This is a genomic window from Mesorhizobium mediterraneum, from assembly GCF_002284565.1.
Taxonomy (GTDB): Bacteria; Pseudomonadota; Alphaproteobacteria; order Rhizobiales; family Rhizobiaceae; genus Mesorhizobium; species Mesorhizobium mediterraneum.
The window spans coordinates 47,274-67,791 of the sequence record NZ_NPKI01000025.1 but is presented as its reverse complement, the minus strand read 5'-3'; the positions used below and the strand labels follow the sequence as shown (position 1 = coordinate 67,791).

Annotated in this window: 19 protein-coding genes; 18 read left to right on the top strand and 1 reads right to left on the bottom strand. The window is 57.4% G+C overall.

Annotated features, from left to right (window positions below; all coding sequences use genetic code 11):
- Positions 1 to 13 precede the first annotated feature (13 nt).
- The 11 genes from CIT25_RS19485 to CIT25_RS19435 all read left to right on the top strand — a co-directional run bounded on the left by CIT25_RS19485 (position 14) and on the right by CIT25_RS19435 (position 12,406).
- Complete coding sequence (locus tag CIT25_RS19485; protein WP_127204425.1) at positions 14 to 802, top strand: glycosyltransferase family 2 protein; 789 nt, start codon at positions 14 to 16, stop codon at positions 800 to 802.
- 63 nt (positions 803 to 865) lie between these two features.
- Positions 866 to 1,867: a glycosyltransferase family protein gene (locus tag CIT25_RS19480; protein ID WP_095486138.1), complete on the top strand. Its 1,002-nt coding sequence runs from the start codon at positions 866 to 868 to the stop codon at positions 1,865 to 1,867.
- Positions 1,868 to 1,964: 97 nt separating this feature from the next.
- Entirely contained in the window at positions 1,965 to 3,131 is a 1,167-nt protein-coding gene (locus tag CIT25_RS19475) for a glycosyltransferase family 4 protein (RefSeq protein WP_158302602.1), read from the top strand.
- Positions 3,128 to 3,736, top strand: coding sequence for a DapH/DapD/GlmU-related protein (locus CIT25_RS19470; protein WP_095486136.1), 609 nt, complete (start codon positions 3,128 to 3,130; stop codon positions 3,734 to 3,736). Before CIT25_RS19475 ends, CIT25_RS19470 begins: the two co-directional genes overlap by 4 nt.
- A 379-nt stretch (positions 3,737 to 4,115) precedes the next feature.
- Complete coding sequence (locus CIT25_RS19465) at positions 4,116 to 5,669, top strand: lipopolysaccharide biosynthesis protein (RefSeq protein WP_095486135.1); 1,554 nt, start codon at positions 4,116 to 4,118, stop codon at positions 5,667 to 5,669.
- Complete coding sequence (locus CIT25_RS19460) at positions 5,666 to 6,994, top strand: polysaccharide pyruvyl transferase family protein (RefSeq protein WP_158302601.1); 1,329 nt, start codon at positions 5,666 to 5,668, stop codon at positions 6,992 to 6,994. Before CIT25_RS19465 ends, CIT25_RS19460 begins: the two co-directional genes overlap by 4 nt.
- Complete coding sequence (locus CIT25_RS19455) at positions 6,991 to 8,163, top strand: glycosyltransferase (protein WP_095486133.1); 1,173 nt, start codon at positions 6,991 to 6,993, stop codon at positions 8,161 to 8,163. The genes CIT25_RS19460 and CIT25_RS19455 overlap by 4 nt, the downstream gene beginning before the upstream one ends.
- Positions 8,160 to 8,912 carry a class I SAM-dependent methyltransferase gene (locus tag CIT25_RS19450; protein ID WP_095486132.1) on the top strand — a complete coding sequence of 251 codons (753 nt, stop codon included), beginning with the start codon at positions 8,160 to 8,162 and terminating at the stop codon, positions 8,910 to 8,912. Before CIT25_RS19455 ends, CIT25_RS19450 begins: the two co-directional genes overlap by 4 nt.
- A 261-nt stretch (positions 8,913 to 9,173) precedes the next feature.
- Entirely contained in the window at positions 9,174 to 9,917 is a 744-nt protein-coding gene (locus CIT25_RS19445) for a methyltransferase domain-containing protein (RefSeq protein ID WP_095486131.1), read from the top strand.
- A gap of 10 nt (positions 9,918 to 9,927) precedes the next feature.
- Positions 9,928 to 11,004, top strand: a complete 1,077-nt coding sequence (locus CIT25_RS19440; protein WP_095486130.1) for a glycosyltransferase family protein — start codon at positions 9,928 to 9,930, stop codon at positions 11,002 to 11,004.
- A 172-nt stretch (positions 11,005 to 11,176) separates the two neighbouring features.
- Positions 11,177 to 12,406, top strand: a complete 1,230-nt coding sequence (locus CIT25_RS19435) for an O-antigen ligase family protein (RefSeq protein ID WP_095486129.1) — start codon at positions 11,177 to 11,179, stop codon at positions 12,404 to 12,406.
- Positions 12,407 to 12,474: 68 nt separating this feature from the next.
- On the opposite strand, the gene CIT25_RS19430 is transcribed toward CIT25_RS19435, so the two are convergent.
- On the bottom strand, positions 12,475 to 13,182 hold the full coding sequence (locus CIT25_RS19430; protein ID WP_158302600.1) for a hypothetical protein: 708 nt from the start codon (positions 13,180 to 13,182) through the stop codon (positions 12,475 to 12,477).
- 471 nt (positions 13,183 to 13,653) lie between these two features.
- Between CIT25_RS19430 and CIT25_RS19425 the strand changes: the two genes are divergently transcribed.
- The 7 genes from CIT25_RS19425 to CIT25_RS36355 all read left to right on the top strand — a co-directional run bounded on the left by CIT25_RS19425 (position 13,654) and on the right by CIT25_RS36355 (position 20,517).
- Entirely contained in the window at positions 13,654 to 14,478 is an 825-nt protein-coding gene (locus CIT25_RS19425; RefSeq protein ID WP_245329910.1) for a class I SAM-dependent methyltransferase, read from the top strand.
- Positions 14,420 to 15,457: an NAD-dependent epimerase/dehydratase family protein gene (locus CIT25_RS19420; protein WP_158302599.1), complete on the top strand. Its 1,038-nt coding sequence runs from the start codon at positions 14,420 to 14,422 to the stop codon at positions 15,455 to 15,457. The genes CIT25_RS19425 and CIT25_RS19420 overlap by 59 nt, the downstream gene beginning before the upstream one ends.
- A complete protein-coding gene (locus tag CIT25_RS19415) occupies positions 15,454 to 16,629 on the top strand; it encodes a glycosyltransferase family 4 protein (RefSeq protein WP_126103186.1) in 1,176 nt (391 codons plus the stop codon). The genes CIT25_RS19420 and CIT25_RS19415 overlap by 4 nt, the downstream gene beginning before the upstream one ends.
- The gene (locus tag CIT25_RS19410; protein ID WP_095486124.1) at positions 16,626 to 18,866 is read left to right on the top strand and encodes a mannose-1-phosphate guanylyltransferase/mannose-6-phosphate isomerase; all 2,241 of its coding nucleotides are present in this window, start codon (positions 16,626 to 16,628) and stop codon (positions 18,864 to 18,866) included. Before CIT25_RS19415 ends, CIT25_RS19410 begins: the two co-directional genes overlap by 4 nt.
- Positions 18,867 to 18,915: 49 nt before the next feature.
- Positions 18,916 to 19,389, top strand: coding sequence for a hypothetical protein (locus CIT25_RS19405; RefSeq protein WP_095486123.1), 474 nt, complete (start codon positions 18,916 to 18,918; stop codon positions 19,387 to 19,389).
- Between the two features lie 372 nt (positions 19,390 to 19,761).
- Positions 19,762 to 20,268 carry a hypothetical protein gene (locus tag CIT25_RS19400; protein WP_095486122.1) on the top strand — a complete coding sequence of 169 codons (507 nt, stop codon included), beginning with the start codon at positions 19,762 to 19,764 and terminating at the stop codon, positions 20,266 to 20,268.
- Between the two features lie 108 nt (positions 20,269 to 20,376).
- Entirely contained in the window at positions 20,377 to 20,517 is a 141-nt protein-coding gene (locus CIT25_RS36355; protein ID WP_158302598.1) for a hypothetical protein, read from the top strand.
- The last annotated feature ends 1 nt before the right edge of the window (position 20,518 follow it).

Sequence of the window (20,518 nt, the reverse complement as noted above, 5' to 3'; positions counted from 1 at the left end):
GGGCCTGGTCGACATGAAAATCTCGGTTTTGACGGTCTGCCGGAATTCCGCAGCAACGATCAGGCATACGCTTGACAGTTTTTTTGCCCAAGATCATGAGGACAAGGAACTGGTCGTCGTCGATGGAGCGTCGACCGACGAAACGCTCTCGATCATTCGTTCCTATGGGGACAAACAACTGCAGATCGTCAGCGAGCCGGACCGAGGCATGTATGACGCTCTGAACAAGGGGCTTGCGCTTTGCAGCGGCGAGGCGATCGGGGCCCTCAATGCGGACGACGCGTTTCACGACCGGTCTGTGCTTGGCAAGATCAGCGTGGCGCTCGCTGACGCCGATATCGTCCACGGCCATCTCGACTTCGTGGAAAACCACGACAGCAAGCGGGTGGTTCGCCGCTGGCGGGCAGAACCAAGACCTCGAGATGGGTTTCGTTCGGGCTGGATGCCTGCTCACCCGACCTTCTATGTTCGGCGTGGCGTTGCCGAAAAGGTCGGGTCGTTCGATCTGGCGCTCAAAGTCTCCTCCGACTACGACTGGATGCTGCGGGCCGTCGAGCTTCATGGATTTAGGCTCGCGACAATGGATCAGGTCCTTGTCGACATGATGGTTGGGGGGGCAAGCACAAGGAGTTTCCGTTCCCATATCGGGCACAATCTGGAAGCGCTGCGCTCCCGCCGCCGTTGGCTCGGATCAGGCCCTGTCGACTACGCGCTTGTTGCGAAGCCGATGCGGAAGATTGGGCAGTTCTTCGGCGTCAAGGGTGCCAGCACTGCCAAGCAAAGCCGGCACGGAGCAAGCTGAATAGTGGTTTCGGCAACTCATGCCGCGAAGGCCGGCGCAGGGGTGAGGCGAGATCGCGTTCACGTGTTTGCGCCCGATGGTCACCGCCAATTCTACCAGGGTCTCTTTGCCAGCCTGTTTGACCTTGAGCCGGTAATGGGACGCATTGGACCTCGATTGTGGCTTGACCTCGTTCGGGCCCGCCACCTCCTGTTCGCCACCATAGACGATGACTACGCTGGTTTTATAGCAGTTGCGTTGACAAGATCGCTGATCGGACGGCGCACGGTTGGGCTTTTTCTCAGGCCGTCCCAATGTTTCGAGAGCGGGAGGCTCGTCTATCGCCTCAAGAGATGGGCTTTCCGGTGCTTGCGATATTTGCCTCGCCTGTCGCTCTTTACGATTTTGCCGTTCACATTTGATCGTCGATTTGCCCAGGTCGCGTACGGATGGGTACACGACCCTCAGATGTGGGACATGCATGACCGCGCGATGTCCATCGAAACGTCTCAACTGTCACGCGACGTGTTGGCCGCGGCCGGTGGACGCGCGATTTTGTGCTTCCTGGGCAGCGTGAGAAAGTCGAAGGGCTTCGAATTCTTAGTCAACATCCTCTCCGACCATCCAGATCTCGCGAAAGATGTCTTTGTGGTGGCTGCCGGCCGCGTCGATCCGGCCTCTGGCCGGGATTGTGCTCGGCTGATTTCTACTGGCGGAATGGTGGTCGACCGTTTCGTGTCCGACGACGAACTTCTGAGCCTTTACAAGACCTGCGATTTCGCCTGGTGCTGCTACGAGCCCGACTACGACCAGGCCTCCGGCATATTCGGACGAAGCGTACAATTGGGGGCACGTCCGATCATCCGCAAAGGCTCGCACCTTGAGAAATACGCACAAGAAGGTGCAGTTGCGCCGGTCTGTCTAATTTACGGCGACACCCGTGACGCTGCCGCCAATATAGCAACGGCCGCAGCCAATCGATCCGAGAAGGTCGCGGACAGTCGGTCCGACAAAGCGGTTCGGCTGGGCGAAATCGTCGGTAGCTGGCGGTCTGATTTTATTCAGAAGATCCGAGCGGCCCTTTGACCCGCAGGCACATATTCCTCAAGTACCGCTGGCAGTCAGTTTCGGGTGCCTGCAAGGCGTGGTTCGAAAGTGTGGTCGGTTCCGAGTGTATCCGATAGTGAAGAAAGTTCTGTATTTTCATCATGCGACGGGCTTGGGTGGCGCGCCACGGAGCCTTTCCTTGCTCATCCGGGGGCTTGATCGCGAGCGATTCCAGCCAATCGTAGCTATGCCTAAGCGGGAGGGTAATGGTGCGGTAAAGGCCTTATTTCGTGAAGCTGGTGCCGAGGTCATCGAAGAGAGAGATATACGGCCGTTCAATGGGTCCTCAGTAGCCCGCAATGACGCATTAAAAGATCGCGCCTATGCGATCGCTTCCTATCCACTCACTGTAAGGTGTGCAAAGCGTCTAGTTAATGATGTTCGTCCCGATCTGGTGCATCTGAATTCAACCTGTCTAGTGGCCGCCGCCGCCGGGGCGCACATGGCGGCGCCAAAATTGCCGGTGATCGCTCATGTACGCGAGCCTCTGCTCTCCAATAGGTGGGGCCGAGCGCTGGCCAGCCTTAATAGGAGGCACGTGAATGCCTTTATTAGCATTGACGAAGCTGGTTTGCGGACGCTCGGAAGCAAAGATGCAGATGGGACAGTTGTGTACAATTTCGTCGACGACGAAGCATTTCACTCCGATCCTGAATCCGGTGAAAAATATAGGCGCATGCAGGCTTGGAATGCTGACGATATCGTTTTCTTATTCTTGGCTCGTGTTGCTCCGTCAAATGGCCCCCTGGAGTTAGTGAAGTTGATCGACGAGAACGCGCAAAAGTTGCATCCGTCTGCTCGATTTGTTGTTGCCGGATTCCCAAAAAGCAAGACCGGCTACGCTTTGGCTGCGTACGAAGCTGCAGGACGGAGCCCCCGATGTGTCGCAGTGGATTTCGTAGAAGATCCGGTTCCCTTGATGTTGGCTTCGGATGTAATGGTCGCTCCCTTCACAGAGCCTCACAGTGCGAGAAGTGTGTTCGAAGGTGCCGCGTTAGGAAAGCCGGGCTTGGTCGCCAACGTTCCACATTTGGTTGAATTAGTGAGGGACGGTCACACAGGCGCTGTGTTCAGTTGGGAAGAGCCAAATACCTTTGTGTCTGCTGTTAATGACTTGTGCAATAGTGATAAGCGAACGGAAATGGGGCGTGCCTCGCTCGAGTTTGCTAAGGCAAACTTTTGCAGCAAGACGGGTGTCGAAAAGACAATGTCAGTCTATGACAAACTGTTAGAGAACAGATGATCGCACGAATTGGACATCTGTATAACATAATATGCCGTTTCTACTGGTCTGTGAGAGTTCGCCTGCAACTGCGCATCCGCAGGGTCCCTTTGCCAAAAGGCTTTGTGGTACTTGGCCCATTGGGATTAAGCGCGCGGGGTCGAATTCGTATTGGTGAGAACGTCACAATCGTAAACAGCTCTCGTTTTAATCGGGCCGGTATCAACCACCCAACACAGTTGGTGGCTGGGCAGGGAGCAACACTGACGATCGGTAATAATACTGGGATATCGGGAGCAGCGATATTCTGCTCAGAGTCGATTTCGATTGGAAATAATGTACTTATAGGAGCAAATTGCAATATATATGACACAGATTTCCATCCAGTAGACTTTATGCGGCGGCGCGAGGGCATGCCGTGCAAAACCGCGCCGATAGTTATCGAAGATGATGTTTGGCTGGGCGCGGGCGTTACCGTCCTGAAGGGGGTAATGATTGGCGCGCGCACCGTCATCGCGGCGGGAAGCGTCGTCACTTCCGACATCCCGCCGGATTGCCTGGCCGCCGGCGTGCCTTGCAAGGTCATACGGTTCCTGGCGCCCACGCACGTCGCATCGATTGAATGACGACTTATTTCCTCAATGGCGGCTGGATGACGGCCAACAACGTCATTGCCCGGGTTCTGGGCCTTCTGGTCATAGTCCTCGCCGCGCGACGTCTGAGGCCCGAAGTTGCGATGCCGCCGGTCAGCGCCGTGTTTGGTAACTGGTTCTGCTCGCGCGTCGAGGCGTGCTGTGCCGTCGTTTCCAAGTTAGCCGGTGTTGTGTGGGGGGAGGAGGTTCAAGGTGGGTGCCGTTGGAGCCATTCTGGGCGTTGGATAACGTCTCGCATGATCATGGCATTTCACGACGCTGGAAAGAGCGAGCGCCGAAGATGGCGACAGGTGCCAAATAGCTACGTGCATGGGCCTGTGACCAACCGACGAGAGCGCGCTGGAATGCCATTGTGACGAAGGCTCCGTCCGGTCGTTCTGATACGTCAAAAAGCTCTGTGCTAAGCAGCGAGCATCTGACGCGCGATCTCGGGAGACGCACGGCATCTGGGGGGGTCATAGCCCTCTGCGCTCAGGCTTTGATTCTTCTTACACAGGTCGGCTACATGGCGCTAATGGCGCGGTTGCTGCAACCCGATGACTTCGGTCTGGTGGCCATGGCGGCGTCCGTCACGGCGTTTGTCGGAGTCTTCGCCGACTTGGGTCTGTCCATGGTGACTGTCCAGCGCAAGGAGGTTGATCACGACACCGTCAGCGCGTTATTTTTCGTCAATCTTGGCGTCGGTTTCGGTCTGATGCCGCTGGCGTGGCTGATGGCGCCGGTCGCGACCTGGCTTTTCAATGACCCTCGCGTTTTTCACCTTGTCTTAATTCTGGCGATCGCCATCCCGATCACAGCGGCCGGTGCGCAGCACAAGGCGCTATTAATTCGACACATGCGTTGGATGTCGCTGCATAGTGTAAATCTTGGCAGCCTCGTGTGTGGATGTGCTGTCGGTGTTGCAATGGCCTGGGGTTGGCACTTCGAATACTGGTCGCTCGCCGGGGCGACGCTCACGACGGCTCTTGTTGGCACGACTGGCCAGTGGGTACTGTCACCTTGGCGACCGACCAGGGTCGCCAATTGGAGGAATGCACGATCGGCCATTAGTTTTGGGATCAATTACAGTGGATCCCAGTTCACAAACTACATTAACCGCCAATCCGACAACGTGCTGGTCGGCTGGAAATCCGGTCCCAACGAACTCGGATTCTACACCCGCGCTTACTCACTGTTCATGCTGCCGATGACGCTTATAAGCGGACCAATTGGCTCGGTTATCATTCCGATGCTGAGCCGCCTTCAAACCCAACCCGACAAATGGGCTAGAACCTATCTCAGCGCCATGCGGCTTACACTCATGATAAACACGATATTGTGCATTCTCATTACGATCAATGCGCAAGAAATCGTAGAGATCGTTTATGGAGAAAACTGGTCAAAGTCTGGTACTATTTTGGCGATACTCTCGTTGTCCCTCATCACGAGTATTTCCGGTCAGTTTGGTGGTTGGGCGCTGATCTCTTTGGGTCGAGCGCGCGAGTTGTTTGTATTTTCCATCTTCTCTTCGTTAATCCGATTTGCGCTCTTCCTGTTCGCCATTCAATGGGGGGCTCCGGGAGTCGCTGTCGCGTGGTGCATAACGTCTTGGGTGTTCACCCCGGTACTCTGGCTTTATGCGACAAGAGGTACAGAGCTGAGATTCAAGGATCTTGTGAAGGCATCGAGCCTATTCTTCTTTTCTTATATTGCGATCGTCGCGCTCTTTATTCTCGGGGAGTCGGTCGGAACTTCATTTAACGCCCTGTCTATGCTGACCGAGGGCGGCCTCGTCTTAAAGACTATCAGCACGATGTTAATCTATGGAGCTTTTGTTGTTGCTCCATATCGTTTCGCCGGTTCCATGTGGGAGGACATGCGGCTCTTTCTAGACAAAGACGTCCATCCAGAGGATCTAAAGCATTGAAAATCATCGTCGAAACCACGGTTTTTTTGAACGGCGGAGACGCTGCGATCCAGGTCGCGACAAAACGGATTCTTAAAGCCGCGTTCGGAGACGATATCGAGATCGTTTTTGCGGACATGGATGCGCAGGTCGCCAAACGGTACTATCCGGGAAACACCTTTGTTTGCTTTCCTTCTGCACAGCTTCACAAGAGCAAATATATTAGGTTGCTGAATAGGCTGACAAAGGGACGGCTGGAATTAAATTCAGTTTATTCAATTCTGATCGCCATGATCTTTATAGAGCGGCATTTGAGCTGGTTGAAATACCTTGGGTACGGAGGCCAAGTTGCTCGAGCCTTACGAGAGTACATTGCGGCAGATCTCATTATTTCGACCGGCGGCACGTACCTTTCAAAGAAACACCGAGGGTCGGTTTCCCATCGGCTGCCGGAATATGAGAGAGACGTCTATCTTGGAAAGCCGCCCATTTTTTTTACGCAATCGATGGGTCCATTCGGCGACGATCGCATTTTTCACCGACTTGCGGAGATTCTGAGAAAAAGCCCTCTCATACTGGTCAGAGACCGGAAATCCATGGCTTTCGCGAAAGAGCTTGTCGGACATGCGGATAATATTGAGGAAGTGGCAGACTGCGTATTCATTCTGACGGACCAGGACGAGATCGAGAGACGGCGCGCAGCGTCGCAGGTTGCGAAGCCGGGACGGCGGCCGAGAATCGCCGTTTCAGTTCGGCCGTGGGCGGATTTTGGGGAACGAGATTCTGAGGTCGGCCGCGCGAAATACCATCAATCGGTAGCCCGAGCGACCGCGTGGTTCGTGGAAGAAGTCGGGGCCGAAGTGACATTTATTTCGACCTGCCAAGGGATTCCCGAGTATCGCTTCAACGACTCGGACGCGGCGCGCGACGTCTTGAAGTATCTGCCGGAGCACGTGCGAAACAGCGTAGTCATTGATTTGCAGTTCAGGGACACCGAAACATTGCTTCGTAAAATTGGCGAATTCGATGGCGCCATATGCACACGCATGCACATGTGCATTCTGAGTTTGTGTCGCGGCCTTCCAGTCTTGCCGATTTGCTATGAGAGGAAAACAGCAGATCTTTTTCGATCACTTGATTTGGAGGACTACGTTACTTTCATCGATAAGATTGAGCCGGATGGTTTTCGCAATCTCGCTGAGCGCTGGTGGCAAAACCAGGAATCGATAGCGGAAAGATCGCTGCGGGGAACCCTTGCGCTCCGCGACAGTGCTTTATCCACGGTTGGTATTCTCAAAAACAGATTTGCACCGGTGGAGTTGCAGATGGAGGCAGTATCCCCATGATTGCTGTCATTTCGCAATTCTTCAACACGCCTTCTGAAACATTTATCCGTGATCATGTTCGCCATCTCGCGCCCGGCAGGACTGTGCTCATCTGTCAGGAGCCCGATGGTGCCGATCAATTCGGTTATCCAGTTCTTTCCGGGGTCCCGCGGCTGTCACCGCTTAGCCGACTACACAGCCGCATTGTCAATGTGGCGCGTCTGGGCTGGCTTGCGTATGTGCGTGAGGGAATGTCGCGGAGCGATGAGGACCGGGTTGTCGAATTCTTGAAGGCCCACAAGGTGGATGCCGCCCTTGTCGAGTATCTTACGATGGGCGCGCTGTTCGCTCCCGCTTGTCGCCGCGCCGGCGTGCGGTTGTACGCCCACGCCCATGGGGCGGATTCAACCGTGATGCCCAGGAAGCAACTATGGCGACGTCGCTACCGGCGTCTGTTCGCCATTGTTGACGGCATCATCACGCCATCGCGTTTCATCGCCGACCGTCTGAGTCAAATCGGCTGTCCGAATGAGAAACTCCACGTCAGTCCGTGTGGAGTTTTGCCCGAGCGCTTCACACCATCGAAGCGCGAAAGCGGTCGGCTCCTTTTCGTTGGGCGGTTCGTTGAAAAGAAATCACCGCACCTCGCGATCGAGGCGTTCGCCCGGATCGCTTCAAAGTTTCCCGAGGCGCAGCTCGATTTCGTTGGGGATGGGCCCTTGATGGCGCGATCCAAGGCGTTGGTGGAGCAGGAGAATTTGTCGGATCGTGTCATTTTTCACGGCTCTCGAAGCATAGAATATGTTCAGGGCATGATGCAGGACGCTGCTATTTTCGTGCAGCATTCAGTGACGGCTCGCAATGGAGATATGGAAGGCCTGCCGGTATCGATCCTGGAGGCCATGGCGAGCGCGCTTCCCGTTGTGGCGACACGTCACAGCGGCATTCCAGAGGCCGTTGTCGATGGTAAGACTGGCATACTTGTGGAAGAACACGATATCGAAAGCATGGCAGAGGCGCTTGCTAGTCTCCTGGCAGAGCCTCACCGTGCTGCCAAGATGGGGGATGCCGGGCGCCAGCGCGTGCTGGATCATTTCACCCAACGGCACACGCGCGATCGCCTTCGACACGCCATGATGCTGCCGACAATTGCGGAACCTCTCGACTTCGCTGAGGGCCAGGTTCAATGAAGAATGCCGAGCAGTGGAAGCCTACTAAGTTCGAACGGACCGGCAAGGGCGTTTGGCGCTCGAACCGCAAGGAGGTACCGGCGCGGTCGCGATTGATCGCCGATCGATTGGCGTCCGTCTATGCCGCGGCGATCGCTACTCATGCCAAGGGTCGTCTTGTCGATTTGGGCTGTGGTGCCGTTCCGCTTTACGGGATCTATCGCGAGCATGTCAGTGATGTCTTCTGTGTCGATTGGCCGGGCAGCACCCATGGCGCCGCCTACGTCGACCTTTTCGCGGACCTCAACGAGCAATTGGTCCTGGAGCAAGGGAGTTTCGACACGGTCATCGCCAGCGACGTTATCGAACATCTGCATACGCCGCAGGCCTTGTTCGACAGTGCAGCCCGGGCTTTGAGGCCTGGTGGTAAGTTGATAATCGGCGTGCCGTTTTTTTACTGGCTGCACGAGGTTCCCCACGATTATCATCGCTACACCCGCTTCGCCTTGGAGCGGATGACGATGAAGGCGGGCCTAAGCACAATCGAGTTGTCGTCCTACGGCGGCGTCACAGATGTTATTTCCGATCTTGCCACGAAGGCGGTGGCGTCTCGGCCCCGGATTGCCAGTTCGGTCTATTGGCTGACCAGCCTGATGCGGGCATTGCCGCCTGTCAAGAAATTGGGGCTTGCGACTCGCGAGAGCATGCCGATGGGTTATCTTCTAATAGCCGAAAAAGTATCAGCCCCACCGTCTTCGGGGGGAGGCTAAAAATACAGGACCGCCGAATATTGTGCCTGCAACCGGTGTCGCCGAGAGCTGTCAGGCTCGATTTCGTCATCCGGCGCACAGAAGAGAGACACGACAACGCTTCGTTTCATTCTTGACCGGCATCCAGAAATCGAATTGCGCGAGAGGCGCCACCTTCATCGGGTTGGAGAAATGGGGCGAATCTCGTGGTGCAGCTGGCTATGCCATATCCACTAGGAAGCAGCTATCCGCGGTACGACCGATTGGCAGAAAAGGGATACGGTGATTCTCAAGACATTTATTGGCTGGAACAGGAATGCTGCAGCATGGCTCGAACGCCGTTTTCCCCGAATCTTCGGTGCGCCATCCTACAAGGAAGAACTTGAACGGCGTATCGCTGACGATGTTGCGCGCCTAAGGCCGTCGGCGATCCTCGAAGTCGGCGGGATTGACCGGCCACTCCTCAAGCGGAGTGCTGATTTTACCTATATCGGGCTCGACATCGAGGAGAAGCCAGACTGCTATCGCATCTATGATCGATTTGTCGTCCAGTCGATTGAGCGGCCAGTCGATGTCGAGGCCGGCATGCTGATTTCGATCACATTGATGGAGCATATACCGGACAACAAGGCGGCGGCGCGTTCGATGTTTTTGGCGCTACGGCCGGGGGGCGTGATGCACCACTACATCCCATCGAAATGGCACCCCTATTCGGTGGCATTGCGGCTCGTCGGACCGGTTATGCAAAAATGGCTGATCCCGCACCTTAGGCCGTCTGCCGTCGGTGTTACCGGCTACCCGGCCTTTTTTGACCATTGCTCTCCTTCGGACATGGCGAAGCTGTTTCGCGACCAAGGATTTGAGCGGGTCGACGTCATGTCATTTTACCGCGCCAGCGATTACTTTGCGTTCTTTTTACCCGCCTATCTTTCCGTCGCTCTGTTCGAGAATCTTTGCGCGGCCCTGAACTGGCGCATGTTCTGTTCCGGCTTCGTCATCAGCGCTACAAAACCCACTCACCAGTAAGAACGAGGCCATGCGACTTTTTCAAAATTCTGGGCTCAACCCAAGCTATCGGCCCCGGCTTGCTGACCTCGTCGGGCAGGCCAGGGGATTCGAGCAGCAGAAGGAAGTGTTTCTGAACGATCGCTACGGGGCGGCACACATTCTCTTGCCGATACTCGGGCGTAGCCCGGAGGCATTCTTTACGAACGGCGACGACGAATCACTGCAGCGGGCTTGGGCGCGCGAAAACGGGCTGGGCCAAGATACGCCGCTGGCCGACATTCTGCTTGCTCAGATCGAGCACCACAAGACAGATGTCTTCTACAATCTCGATCCATTTCGCTACGACGCCACCTTTGTGCGCCGCTTGCCAGGACATGTGAAACGAAAGATTGCCTGGCGCGCCGCACCAGGCAAGATTGACTTTTCAGGTTATGATCTCGTGCTTTGCAATTTTCCGTCCATGCGACAACTTTGGGAGGAGCAGGGCGCCAGGACGGCTCACTTTTTCCCCGCTCATGATCCGGAGCTCGATACCGTCGCCGCAAATCGGGACAGGGACATCGATGTCCTGTTCTTCGGTGGTTACAGTCGCCATCACCAGCGCCGGCGGCAGATATTGGAAGCTGTTGCAGGTCTTTCCAGCCGCCGCCGGGTTGTTTTCCATTTGGATCTATCACGCTATACACCGCTGGCCGAAACGCCGCTTGGCTGGTTCGGTCCCCTGAGAGCGGTGCGGCGCCCGCCTGCGATCCGCGAGGTCAGTGCGCCTCCCGTATTCGGTCGCTCTATGTACGCGCAGCTTGGAAGAGCCAAGGTCGTGGTCAACGCCTCAATCGACATGGCAGGCCCTGACCGTGGCAATATGCGCTGTTTCGAAACCTTGGGTGCCGGGGCTCTGCTGGTTTCCGATTCCGGTAACTATCCAGCGCCGATGTACGATGGGCAAACCATGGCAGTTTATGAGCACCCGCAGGACGCATCAGAAAAAATCGCACGGCAATTGGACAGCGGGAACTGGGACGGGATCGGTTGGGCCGGTCACCGCGCAATCCGTGAAGAATACAGCAAGCAGCGACAATTTGAGCGGTTTCTCGAACTGACATAGCGGAGGATTCCGTCGTTTAGCGATCAATAGCGATGGGACGCTCTGTGTGCAGCGGCTATGACCCGAGAGCGGGCTTTTGGGCGACGCGCATTGGGTGGCCAGCGCCAACCCATTGTCTTGACTGGAAGAGACATGGTATCGATCTTGCTGTTTCAAAGGTGCCATTATCGTTATGCATGTCAGCAAACCCGTCCCGATTTACAAGGATTTGTGGGCGTGGAGCTTTGCTCTGGCGCTTGCCGGTTATCCGTTGGTCGGGCTCCTTTCATCTGTGACCGGACGAGAAGATGAGAGGCTTTCGATCGCCTTTCGGCTTCTGGTAGTTTGCCTCTGTGGGCTGTCTTTTTTGTTTTCAGACCGGCAGAAAGCCTGGCGGTTCGGGGACGTATGGTTATTGTCTTTCGTCGGACTTTACCTGCTGAAGCTTGGCATTGACGCTTCCGAGATCGCTAAGGCGAGGGACGATCTTGTATTTGCCATCATCACTTCGATCGTGCCCGCGGCTTTTCTGGGCCTGTCGACGAACAGATGGTCGGAGATCAACGTGGCGTGGGCTCTTTTTGCTGTTGGGGCATTGAGCGTGGCGGGCATCGTTTGGCTTCAATATAGTGGCTCCAATGCCGTGCTGATCGATAGTACGGACCGAGTCCATTTCGCGCGGTTGAACCCTATTTCCATTGGTCACGCCGGTGTGACTACACTTATCGCCTCGTACACGCTGATAAGAATTCCCCAAAGAAAAATTCTGAAGATCGCAATTATTGCTGTAATCGTCACCTCGGCAGCCGCCATTTATCTGGCTGCTGCTCGCGGTCCGATTGTCGCCTTGGCATGTTGCGCCATTTTGCTTCCCATGCTCCGTCCCAAATTCATGACCATGATGATGTGTCTGTTGTTTCTTACGGGCGCAGTGTTGGTGTTGGCGGTCACGGACATAACGCCGTTGCTGGATAAGTTCCATTTGACGGCGATTGGAAAAGACACTTCAACAACGAGCCGTCTTGGATCGATTGCATTGTCGTGGGAGCTCTTTCAGCAAAACCCATTGTTTGGATACGGGACGCAACTGCCTTTGTACGGATATCCGCACAATATGTTCATGGAGATCCTTCAAGCCATGGGGCTTCTCGGCATGGCGATATTCGTTCCGGTTTTCGTGAAGGTAGCAAAGGCGGTAAAGTTTTTGGCCGACAGGCGCTTGGCGCTCCTGCCGCTTTTGACCACGCAAGCCATCGTCGGAGCCCAATTTTCCGGATCGCTCTGGGGTGCAGCGTTCCTTTGGATTGTCGTTACGGTCATGATCTTCCGCGTCAACGCCATGAGGTCGTTTGATTTGTGGGCACACCGACGCATGATGTCGCGCTCATATGCCCGGTTTGGAGCACCCATCAGGGCCGGATAACCGGACGCCATAGCCCGCTCGAAAACCGGTATGCACCGGACATGAGCCGGCGATACGTTGACCCGCCACTATGGAGCCTTGTCAAGCTCGTTCAGGAATCTCAAGGTAGCTTGCCACCACTCCGCTTTTTCATCCCATTTCGCTGGCCGATAAGGGGAATTGCTGCCGATGGTACCCCATAGAACGATACCGTCAGCCAGCTTCCTGCAAGTGTCCAGTTGGGTATACCAGAGATCGCCTGGCAGAAAGGCCAAGGTCTTATGAAACTGCGGCCACAGAAAGCAGTAGACCGGCTTCCCTTGTGAAATCCTTCGTGCTTCCCCGATATTGGCCCGTGCATAGGCCACCCAGGCGTCCTTGTCGCCGTAAAATGTATACAGGGAGGGAAATAGCGCATCGACATAAGGGACGAGGGCGGACCCGATCTTGGTGTTTTGCTGCTTCCAATCGTCCAGTGCAACGGCGCCCTGGTGGCCGATCGCTCTCCAATGATCCCTGAGCGGCAAGACAGCATAAAGGCCGAGCTTGACGCTCGGGTCTGACTCTCTGAAGGCGCTGAGCGTCTTCTGATATTTCGCGATGGACGACGCTTGATCCGGGCCCTCCAAGGGCCAGCTTTCAATGTCGATATTCAGATATTCGTTACTCCTCGGCATTGCCAGCGCTTGCTGCACTTGGCCAGCGTCGGGAACGTCCGGTCCCAGAACATGAGGGTCCACGATCCTCAGGTACTCGAAGCCGAACGAACGAAAATCGGGCCCGCCGGCGAAGTTCATAGCCTCGAAAAGCCTGAACGGAGCCTGCGTCTGCGCTATCGCCGGCCAAGACGTTAGAAGGCATATTATGCAGAATATTGTCTTGAAAAACATGATGCTCGCTATCCGTAGTCCGCAACGGGTGAGTTTGCGCTTCCGATATTGGCGCGGGTCGAATTCTCGTGATCTGAACTTGACGAGTCTCGAAACGGTAGCTTAGCTGGACGTCTCGAACAACCTCCTAACTAAAGCGTGATCGACGCTGGAAATTATCCGCCTGGGATGGTGGACGGGCGAAGCATGCGGGCCTATGACCGAAGCGCTATCCCACTCGTTAAGCTAAGCCTTGGCGGTGGTCGTCTCGGGCAATCTGAGAAATCTGGCGAGAGAGCGAGATTGTTGTGACCAAGAACATGCCGCCTTACGCAGTTGTCGCCGGAAATCCGGCGCGGATGATCCAGCATTTGGGTTCTCTCGATGCCTGAAGCGGCCATGAATTGGGAAGACGCCGTCCGCTGGTGCATGAGCGAGCCTTCGATGAAAGAGCTCGCCCGCGCCGCCTATTTTGACGATCCGGTTGTGGCCGCACAGCGCTATCACCAAAGCGCGGAGTTCGACGCGGTTCGCAGCATGATCCCGCGCAAGGCGGGCCGTGCTCTCGATCTTGGCGCCGGCAACGGCATTCTCTCCTATGCCTTGGCGCGCGAGGGGTGGTCCGTAACCGCTGTCGAGCCCGATCCGAGCGCACTCGTAGGCGCCGCTGCGATCCGGACTCTTGCCGAAAGGACAGGCACGCCGATCGACGTGATCGAAGCGTTCGGTGAGGCGATCCCGTTATCCGCGGCAGGCTATGATTTGGTCGTCGCACGGCAGGTGCTTCATCACGCCCATGACCTTCCGGCTTTCTGCCGCGAAATGGCGCGTCTCTCTCGCGAAGGCGCGACGATCCTGTCGTTGCGCGACCATGTTGTCTCCGGGCCGCAGCAACTCGAGCCTTTTCTGCGCGCTCACCCGCTTCATCACCTCTATGGTGGAGAGAACGCCTTTACGCTGGCGGCCTACCGCGCTGCAATCCAGGAGGCCGGGCTGACGATCGACCGCGAATTGAACTCATTCCAGTCCGTCGTGAATTATGACCCAATGACACCATCTGAGATTCGCGAGAGGCTCGCCAAAATCTTTGGCCCGTTCTCCCCGGTTGTTCGCCTGGCTCTTTCGCCTGTTCCCTTTGGTGTCGTCGCCAGGGTCGCCGCGTCGGTTGACCGCCGGCCCGGGCGCCTGGTCTCTTTCCTTTGCCATAAGCACGGGAAGGACTGATTTCTTGACACAATCACAAGAGGCTAAGCCTGTCTGGGTGACTGGAGCCGGCGGTTTTATCGGCCTGCACCTCGCTCGTTTCCTTGCTCAAAAGGGCTGCCACGTCATTGGCTTCGGTCGAAAAGAAGCACCCGAGTTTGCTATGGCAACCCACGGCGCCTTTCTTTCGGGCGGGGTGACCGTGGAAACGCTGGATGCGGCTCTGGCGGCGCATGGCCGCCCAGCAGCCGTGTATCATTTGGCGGGTGGCGCAACGGTCGGCCAGTCAATTGCCGATCCCCTGAAGGACTTTGAACAAAGTGTTGTCTCTGCGGCTCGTGTGCTTGATTTCTTGCGCCGCCACGCACCCGATGCACCTGTCGTTCTTGCATCCTCGGCTGCGGTCTATGGCGGCGGGCATGCCGGTTCGATCAGGGTCGACGCGGCGCTCGATCCCTATTCTCCGTATGGCTATCACAAACGCATGGTCGAGGAGCTTGGCCGGTCATATTGTGCCGCATACGGCCAGCCGGTCTCGGTGGCTCGCCTCTTTTCGGTCTATGGCGAAGGATTGCGCAAGCAGCTGCTCTGGGATCTCTGCGGCAGGCTCGCGGCAGGCGAAACCGACATTGTGCTTGGCGGCACGGGTACGGAAATGAGGGATTGGCACCATGTCTCGGATGTCGTGCGTTTGATCCATCGCATTTTGCCTGCCGGCGAACCGCGCTTCGCCATCTATAATGGCGGTGCGGGCGCAGCTGCGTCCGTCAGCACGATTTCCAGCATGATTTTGAAGGCCTGGGGAGGGAACCATCGCCTCTCGTTTTCTGGTGAGTCCCGGCGGGGCGACCCTGTCAATCTGATCTCGGATCCGTCCGGCGTCCCGGAGGGGCTTCAGTTGCAGGTGCCGCTCAGCAAGGGTATTGCAGGCTACGTCGATTGGTATCGCGCCGACGTTCTCGCCGAGCCTGTCGGTCGTCAGCGGCGCGCCGCGCCTTGATTACCGTCGGTTTCACTCTCATCGGCCGCGGAACTTGGTCAGGCGGCGAATCCTATCTACGCAACATGTTGAGCGTTATCGCCTCCGAGCTGCGTGGTAAGGTGCAGGCGAAACTGTTTCTTACACCCGAGCAGCATTCAAGCATTGGCGCGTCCTTCGATCATATGTTGGCTGCACCCGCTATTATTGATGACCGGGTCATGGGCGCCGGGCTCGGCAGGCGAGGGCTGATCGCACTTGCTGGCGGAAGGGATCGTGCCTTCGCGGACCTTGTCGCTGCGCAAGGCATCGATGTTGTCTTTGAAGTCGCCCAGTGGTTCGGGAACCGGTTTCCAGTACCGGTTGTTTCCTGGATCCCGGATTTCCAGCACCGGCGCCTGCCGCAACTCTTTCCGCGTAGCGCCTGGTGGCGCAGGGATCTCGGCTATCGCCTGCAGACGTCCGGAAATCGTACGATAATGCTATCGAGTGGGGATGCGCTGGCGGACTGCGAAACATTCTATCCAGCCTCGCGCAACAAGACCGCTGTCGTGCGTTTCGCTATCGACCTCGATCCCGGTGCCATCCTGGCGCGCGCCGATGAGGCGCGACAGGCACATGGTCTGCCTGCGCGTTTCTTCTTCCTCCCCAACCAGTTTTGGATCCACAAGAACCATAGGCTGGTCATAGAGGCGTTGAGGCATATAGGCCAAATGGGGGCGCTGGACTCCTTGCCGCCGATAATCCTCACGGGGCGCACCACCGATCCGCGCGACCCGACATTGTTCAAGCGCATGATGGAGCTTGCGGAAACGCACCGGCTCGGAAGCCATTTTCGACACCTCGGATTGATTCCCTATGACGATGTCGTCGCCCTGATCGGAGCCGCGGACTATCTCCTGAACCCTTCGCACTTCGAGGGGTGGTCAACCACGGTCGAGGAAGCGAAGTCGCTGGGAACGCCGATGCTGCTGTCCGACATTCCGCTGCATCGCGAGCAGGCGCCGGAATCGCTCTTCTTCGCACCCGATAGTGCAGAAGCGCTGGCGCAGCGACTCCTGGAGGCCGGGCAGCGCCCACGCTTAGCCCGCGATAGTGTCGCCGTGCTGCAGGGTCGGCAACAAATGCGCCGCCGAGACTACGCGGCAGCGCTCCTTGCTTTGTTTGAAAATGTCAGAGGTGTCACCCAATGACCGAACGGATCGTCAGTTTTGTCATGAGCGGCGGCGTTGGCTCACGGCTGTGGCCGCTGTCGCGCGAGGACAATCCCAAGCAGTTCCATGACTTTTCGGGCGATGGCTCGATGCTGGCCAAGACGTTGCGCCGGTTGACGGCGCGGCCGGATGGTGAAACGCCGATTTTCCTGATTGCCTCGGAGCGGCACGCCGACCGCGTCCATGCCGACCTCGCCGGCCTCGACCTTTCCGGCGGCGGCCCCTTGTTCGAGCCGACCGGCCGCAACACTGCCGCCGCCGTTGCCTTGGCGACGCTGCGCACCTTGTCCGAATATGGCGACAGCCTGGTGCTGGTGGTGCCGTCCGATCATGAGATCACTACCGCACGGCAATTCTGGCAGAGCGTGGAAAACGGCGCCGGTGCGGCGCGCGCGGGCCGGCTGGTGGTGTTCGGCATCAAGCCTAGCCAGCCGGAGACCGGCTACGGCTATATCGAGGTCGCCGGCGAGAAGGATGGCATCTGCGATGTCTCGCGTTTTGTCGAGAAACCGGACCTCGCGACCGCGCAAAGCTATCTGGCGGCCGGTAACTTCTACTGGAACACTGGCATCTTCCTGTTTCGTGCCAGCGCCATGCGCGACGCTTTCACGGCTTTCGAGCCCGAGATATGGAATGCCACCGAAATTGCCTACCAGGCAGCGACATCAGATCTTTCCGGTCTCTATATGCCTCTGGAGCTCTACGCCGCCATTCCCTCGACGTCGATCGACTACGCGATCATGGAGCGCGCCAGTCACATCGCCATGGTACCGGCCGGCTTCCGCTGGAACGATCTCGGTTCCTGGCAATCACTGCTCGATGTCGGTCCCTCCGACGAAGAGGGCAACGTCATCGTCGGCGACGTCGTCGCCATCGACTGCGAGAACTCCTACATCCGCAGCGACAGTCGCTTGCTGTCGGCCATCGGCCTGAAGGACGTTGCCATCGTCTCGACCGCCGACGCCACCTTCGTCGCCCCGGTCAGCCGCAGCCAGAACGTCAAGAAGATTGTAGAGCAGCTCGAAAAGAGCGGTCGGCTTGAAACCAGGTTCACGCCCGCCGACGACCGCGTGATCGAAAGCGGCGCTTGGCGGCGCCGCGTTCACCACTGGCTGTTTGAAGAGACGGTGCCGCTATGGTCCACGGTCGGTGTCGACGAGCGCCATGGCGGTTTCCACGAGGCACTCGGCTTTGACGCCACACCGCTGATGAAGCCTAAGCGCATGCGCACCATGGCCAGGCAAGTCTACGCCTTCGCTGTCGCCAAGGCGCGCGGCTGGGATGGGCCCGCCGACAGGTTGATCAGCCACGGCATCGAATTCATGAACAGGAACGGCCGCACCGACAATGGCGGCTGGGTGCGCACGCTTAATGTCGATGGCACGGTCGCCGATGCCACAGAGGATGCCTACGATCATTCCTGCGTGCTCCTTGCGCTGGCGCATGCCCATATGGTCGGCAATGCCGATGCATTGCGGCTTGGCGAAGAAACGTTTTCGTTTCTCGACGCGCATCTCGAGGATCACCGCATGACCGGCTTTCTCGAAACGTCGAGCGGCGCGGGCGAACGCCGCTCCAACCCACACATGCATCTGCTCGAGGCTTTCCTGGCCTGGCATCAAGCGACCGGCGATCTCGCCTATCTTCGCCGCGCCGCGCGCATCGTCGATCTGTTTCGCAGCCATTTCTTCGATCCGGAAAGCTGGACGTTGGGCGAATATTTCGACGCCGAGTGGAGCCCGGCGGAGGGCGAGAAAGGCGGATGGACGGAACCCGGCCACCATTTCGAATGGGCTTCGCTGCTGGTCGACTTCGCAGGGCGCACCGGCCAGAGCGAACTAACCAGCTTTGCCAGAAAGCTCTATGCCTCGGCCATCGCCAACGGCCTCAATCGCGCCACCGGCCTCGCCTATGGCGCCGTCTCGCGGCAAGGCCTGCCGCTCGACCTTGTCTCGCGCAGTTGGCCGCAGGCCGAAGCAATCAAAGCAGCGATTGCACTGGACGGTTCGGGCGGTCCCGACCTCAAGCCGGAGATCGAAGCACGTGTCGGTCGCCTGTTCCGTTGGCACATCAATCCGGCGCCGCTCGGCCTGTGGATAGACCGCATCGACGAGCGGGGGCGCTCGCTGGCGAGCGATGTACCGGCAAGCATCTTCTACCATCTGGTCTGTGCGCTGACCCAGTATCTCGACAGCACGGTCGGCGAATCTCGGTAGAGCGATTGACGGAGAGACGCGTGCTTGGCCACGGCGGGAGTGAGAATTTTTGTCGTTCAAGAAAATAGGCTTGCTGGCACTCGTTGCCTTGGCGTTTGCGATTGGCTTCTTTGCCATCATCGTGAAAAAAGGGACGCCTGTTCGTTCGCAACCCCCTAGGCCGCAAGCGGCGCTTGAGCCGTTTGATGGCAAGCTTTCCATCCAGGCGGTCGATGATCTTCGCGTCGGTGGCCGCAAGATTGTGTTGTGCGGCGTGGCGTTTACCAAGCCGCGATCTATGCGTGCGATGGTAACGGAGGCGGCGCGCCGGGATTACCAAGGGCTCGCCCTGACCTGCAAACCGGTCGGCACGGGGACGCCTTGCGACGGCAATGTCGCCTCAAAGTTTGGTGATGCCATCGTTGTGCAATGCCTCACGTCCGATGGCACGGATTTGGCGGCGAAGCTTGCCGAGAACGGCATCTTGTGCGGTCAGCCTGCGCAGGCAGGTCCGATCTACAAATCTTGCTTGTCGGGTTCGTAGCTCACGGGTTCCCTAACTGCCCCTCGCATTCCCATGGATCGCGACTGTCATAAAACGAAAGGCAGGATGTGCGATGACGCCCCCAAGTCAAACAGAGTCGACTCATAATCCCTGTACGAAGCACGGCGCGATTGGCGGTCATCAGGGCCCAAGAAATAGACCTGACTTTCCGACAATTTCCAGATGGGCCGGCGCTAAAATGCTAAATTCAAATCTGCCACGTGAGTGTGTCCGATGAAACACAGCGGAACCAAAAAGTCATCTCGCACCTGCGAAGCAGGTTGGAATCAAAGCAAAAAGCTGTTACGCGCTTGTTCAATACCTTGGTACTTGGGCGGGACGAGGTACGGCGGGAAAAAAGGATCGAAACGAATGAACCTTACTGTAAAAATTGCGTTGGCCGGATTTGTCGCCTCAATCGGCTTCGGCTCGGTTTCGTCTTTCGCTCAGGACACGCCATGCACCTGTACGACCCCTTACCAGGGAGCGGCGAATTCGATTGGTTCCATCGGGCACGCCAATGGTGACGTAATGGTTTCGCAAGCCGCCGGCTATGGCCCGGCCAAAGCGGGAAATGCGCTGGATTTCGGCAGCCGCGTAGTGGTCGGAGCCAAGGGATCGGCTTCCGTCAAGGTCGGTGGCTGCAACCTAGATGTGCCGGCTAATTCAAGCCTCGACATTTCTCGTGTCGAGAACAATATCTGCCTGAAAGTTGTGGGCTCTGAGCAGACGGCAGCCGCCGTTAGCTCTGAGTATACGGGTCAGATTCCCCCGGGCGGCAACCGGTCCAACACTCCGCTATTCATTTTCGGTGGTATGGCTGCCGCCGCCGGTATTCTGGCTGCAACGCAGGATGACGACGACGGCGTGAGCCGTTAGGCGCAACAGGACAATCGCAGCAAAGGCATGTGACTGCCTCTGCTGCGATTGTGTCGCCGGTGCCCTCTGTGCCTTGGGCTTAGCGCGCCGGCTGGAGCCGGGGTATTGATGAAACTCGTCAACCATACCGCTCTATTGCTTGAGTTGGAGCTGGGTGCGGTTCGTCTTGGGCGAACTCGCACCGTGACAGGTGGCGCGGCAACGCTGATCATTCGCTTGCACGATGACGGCAGCGCCGTCGGCGAATAGC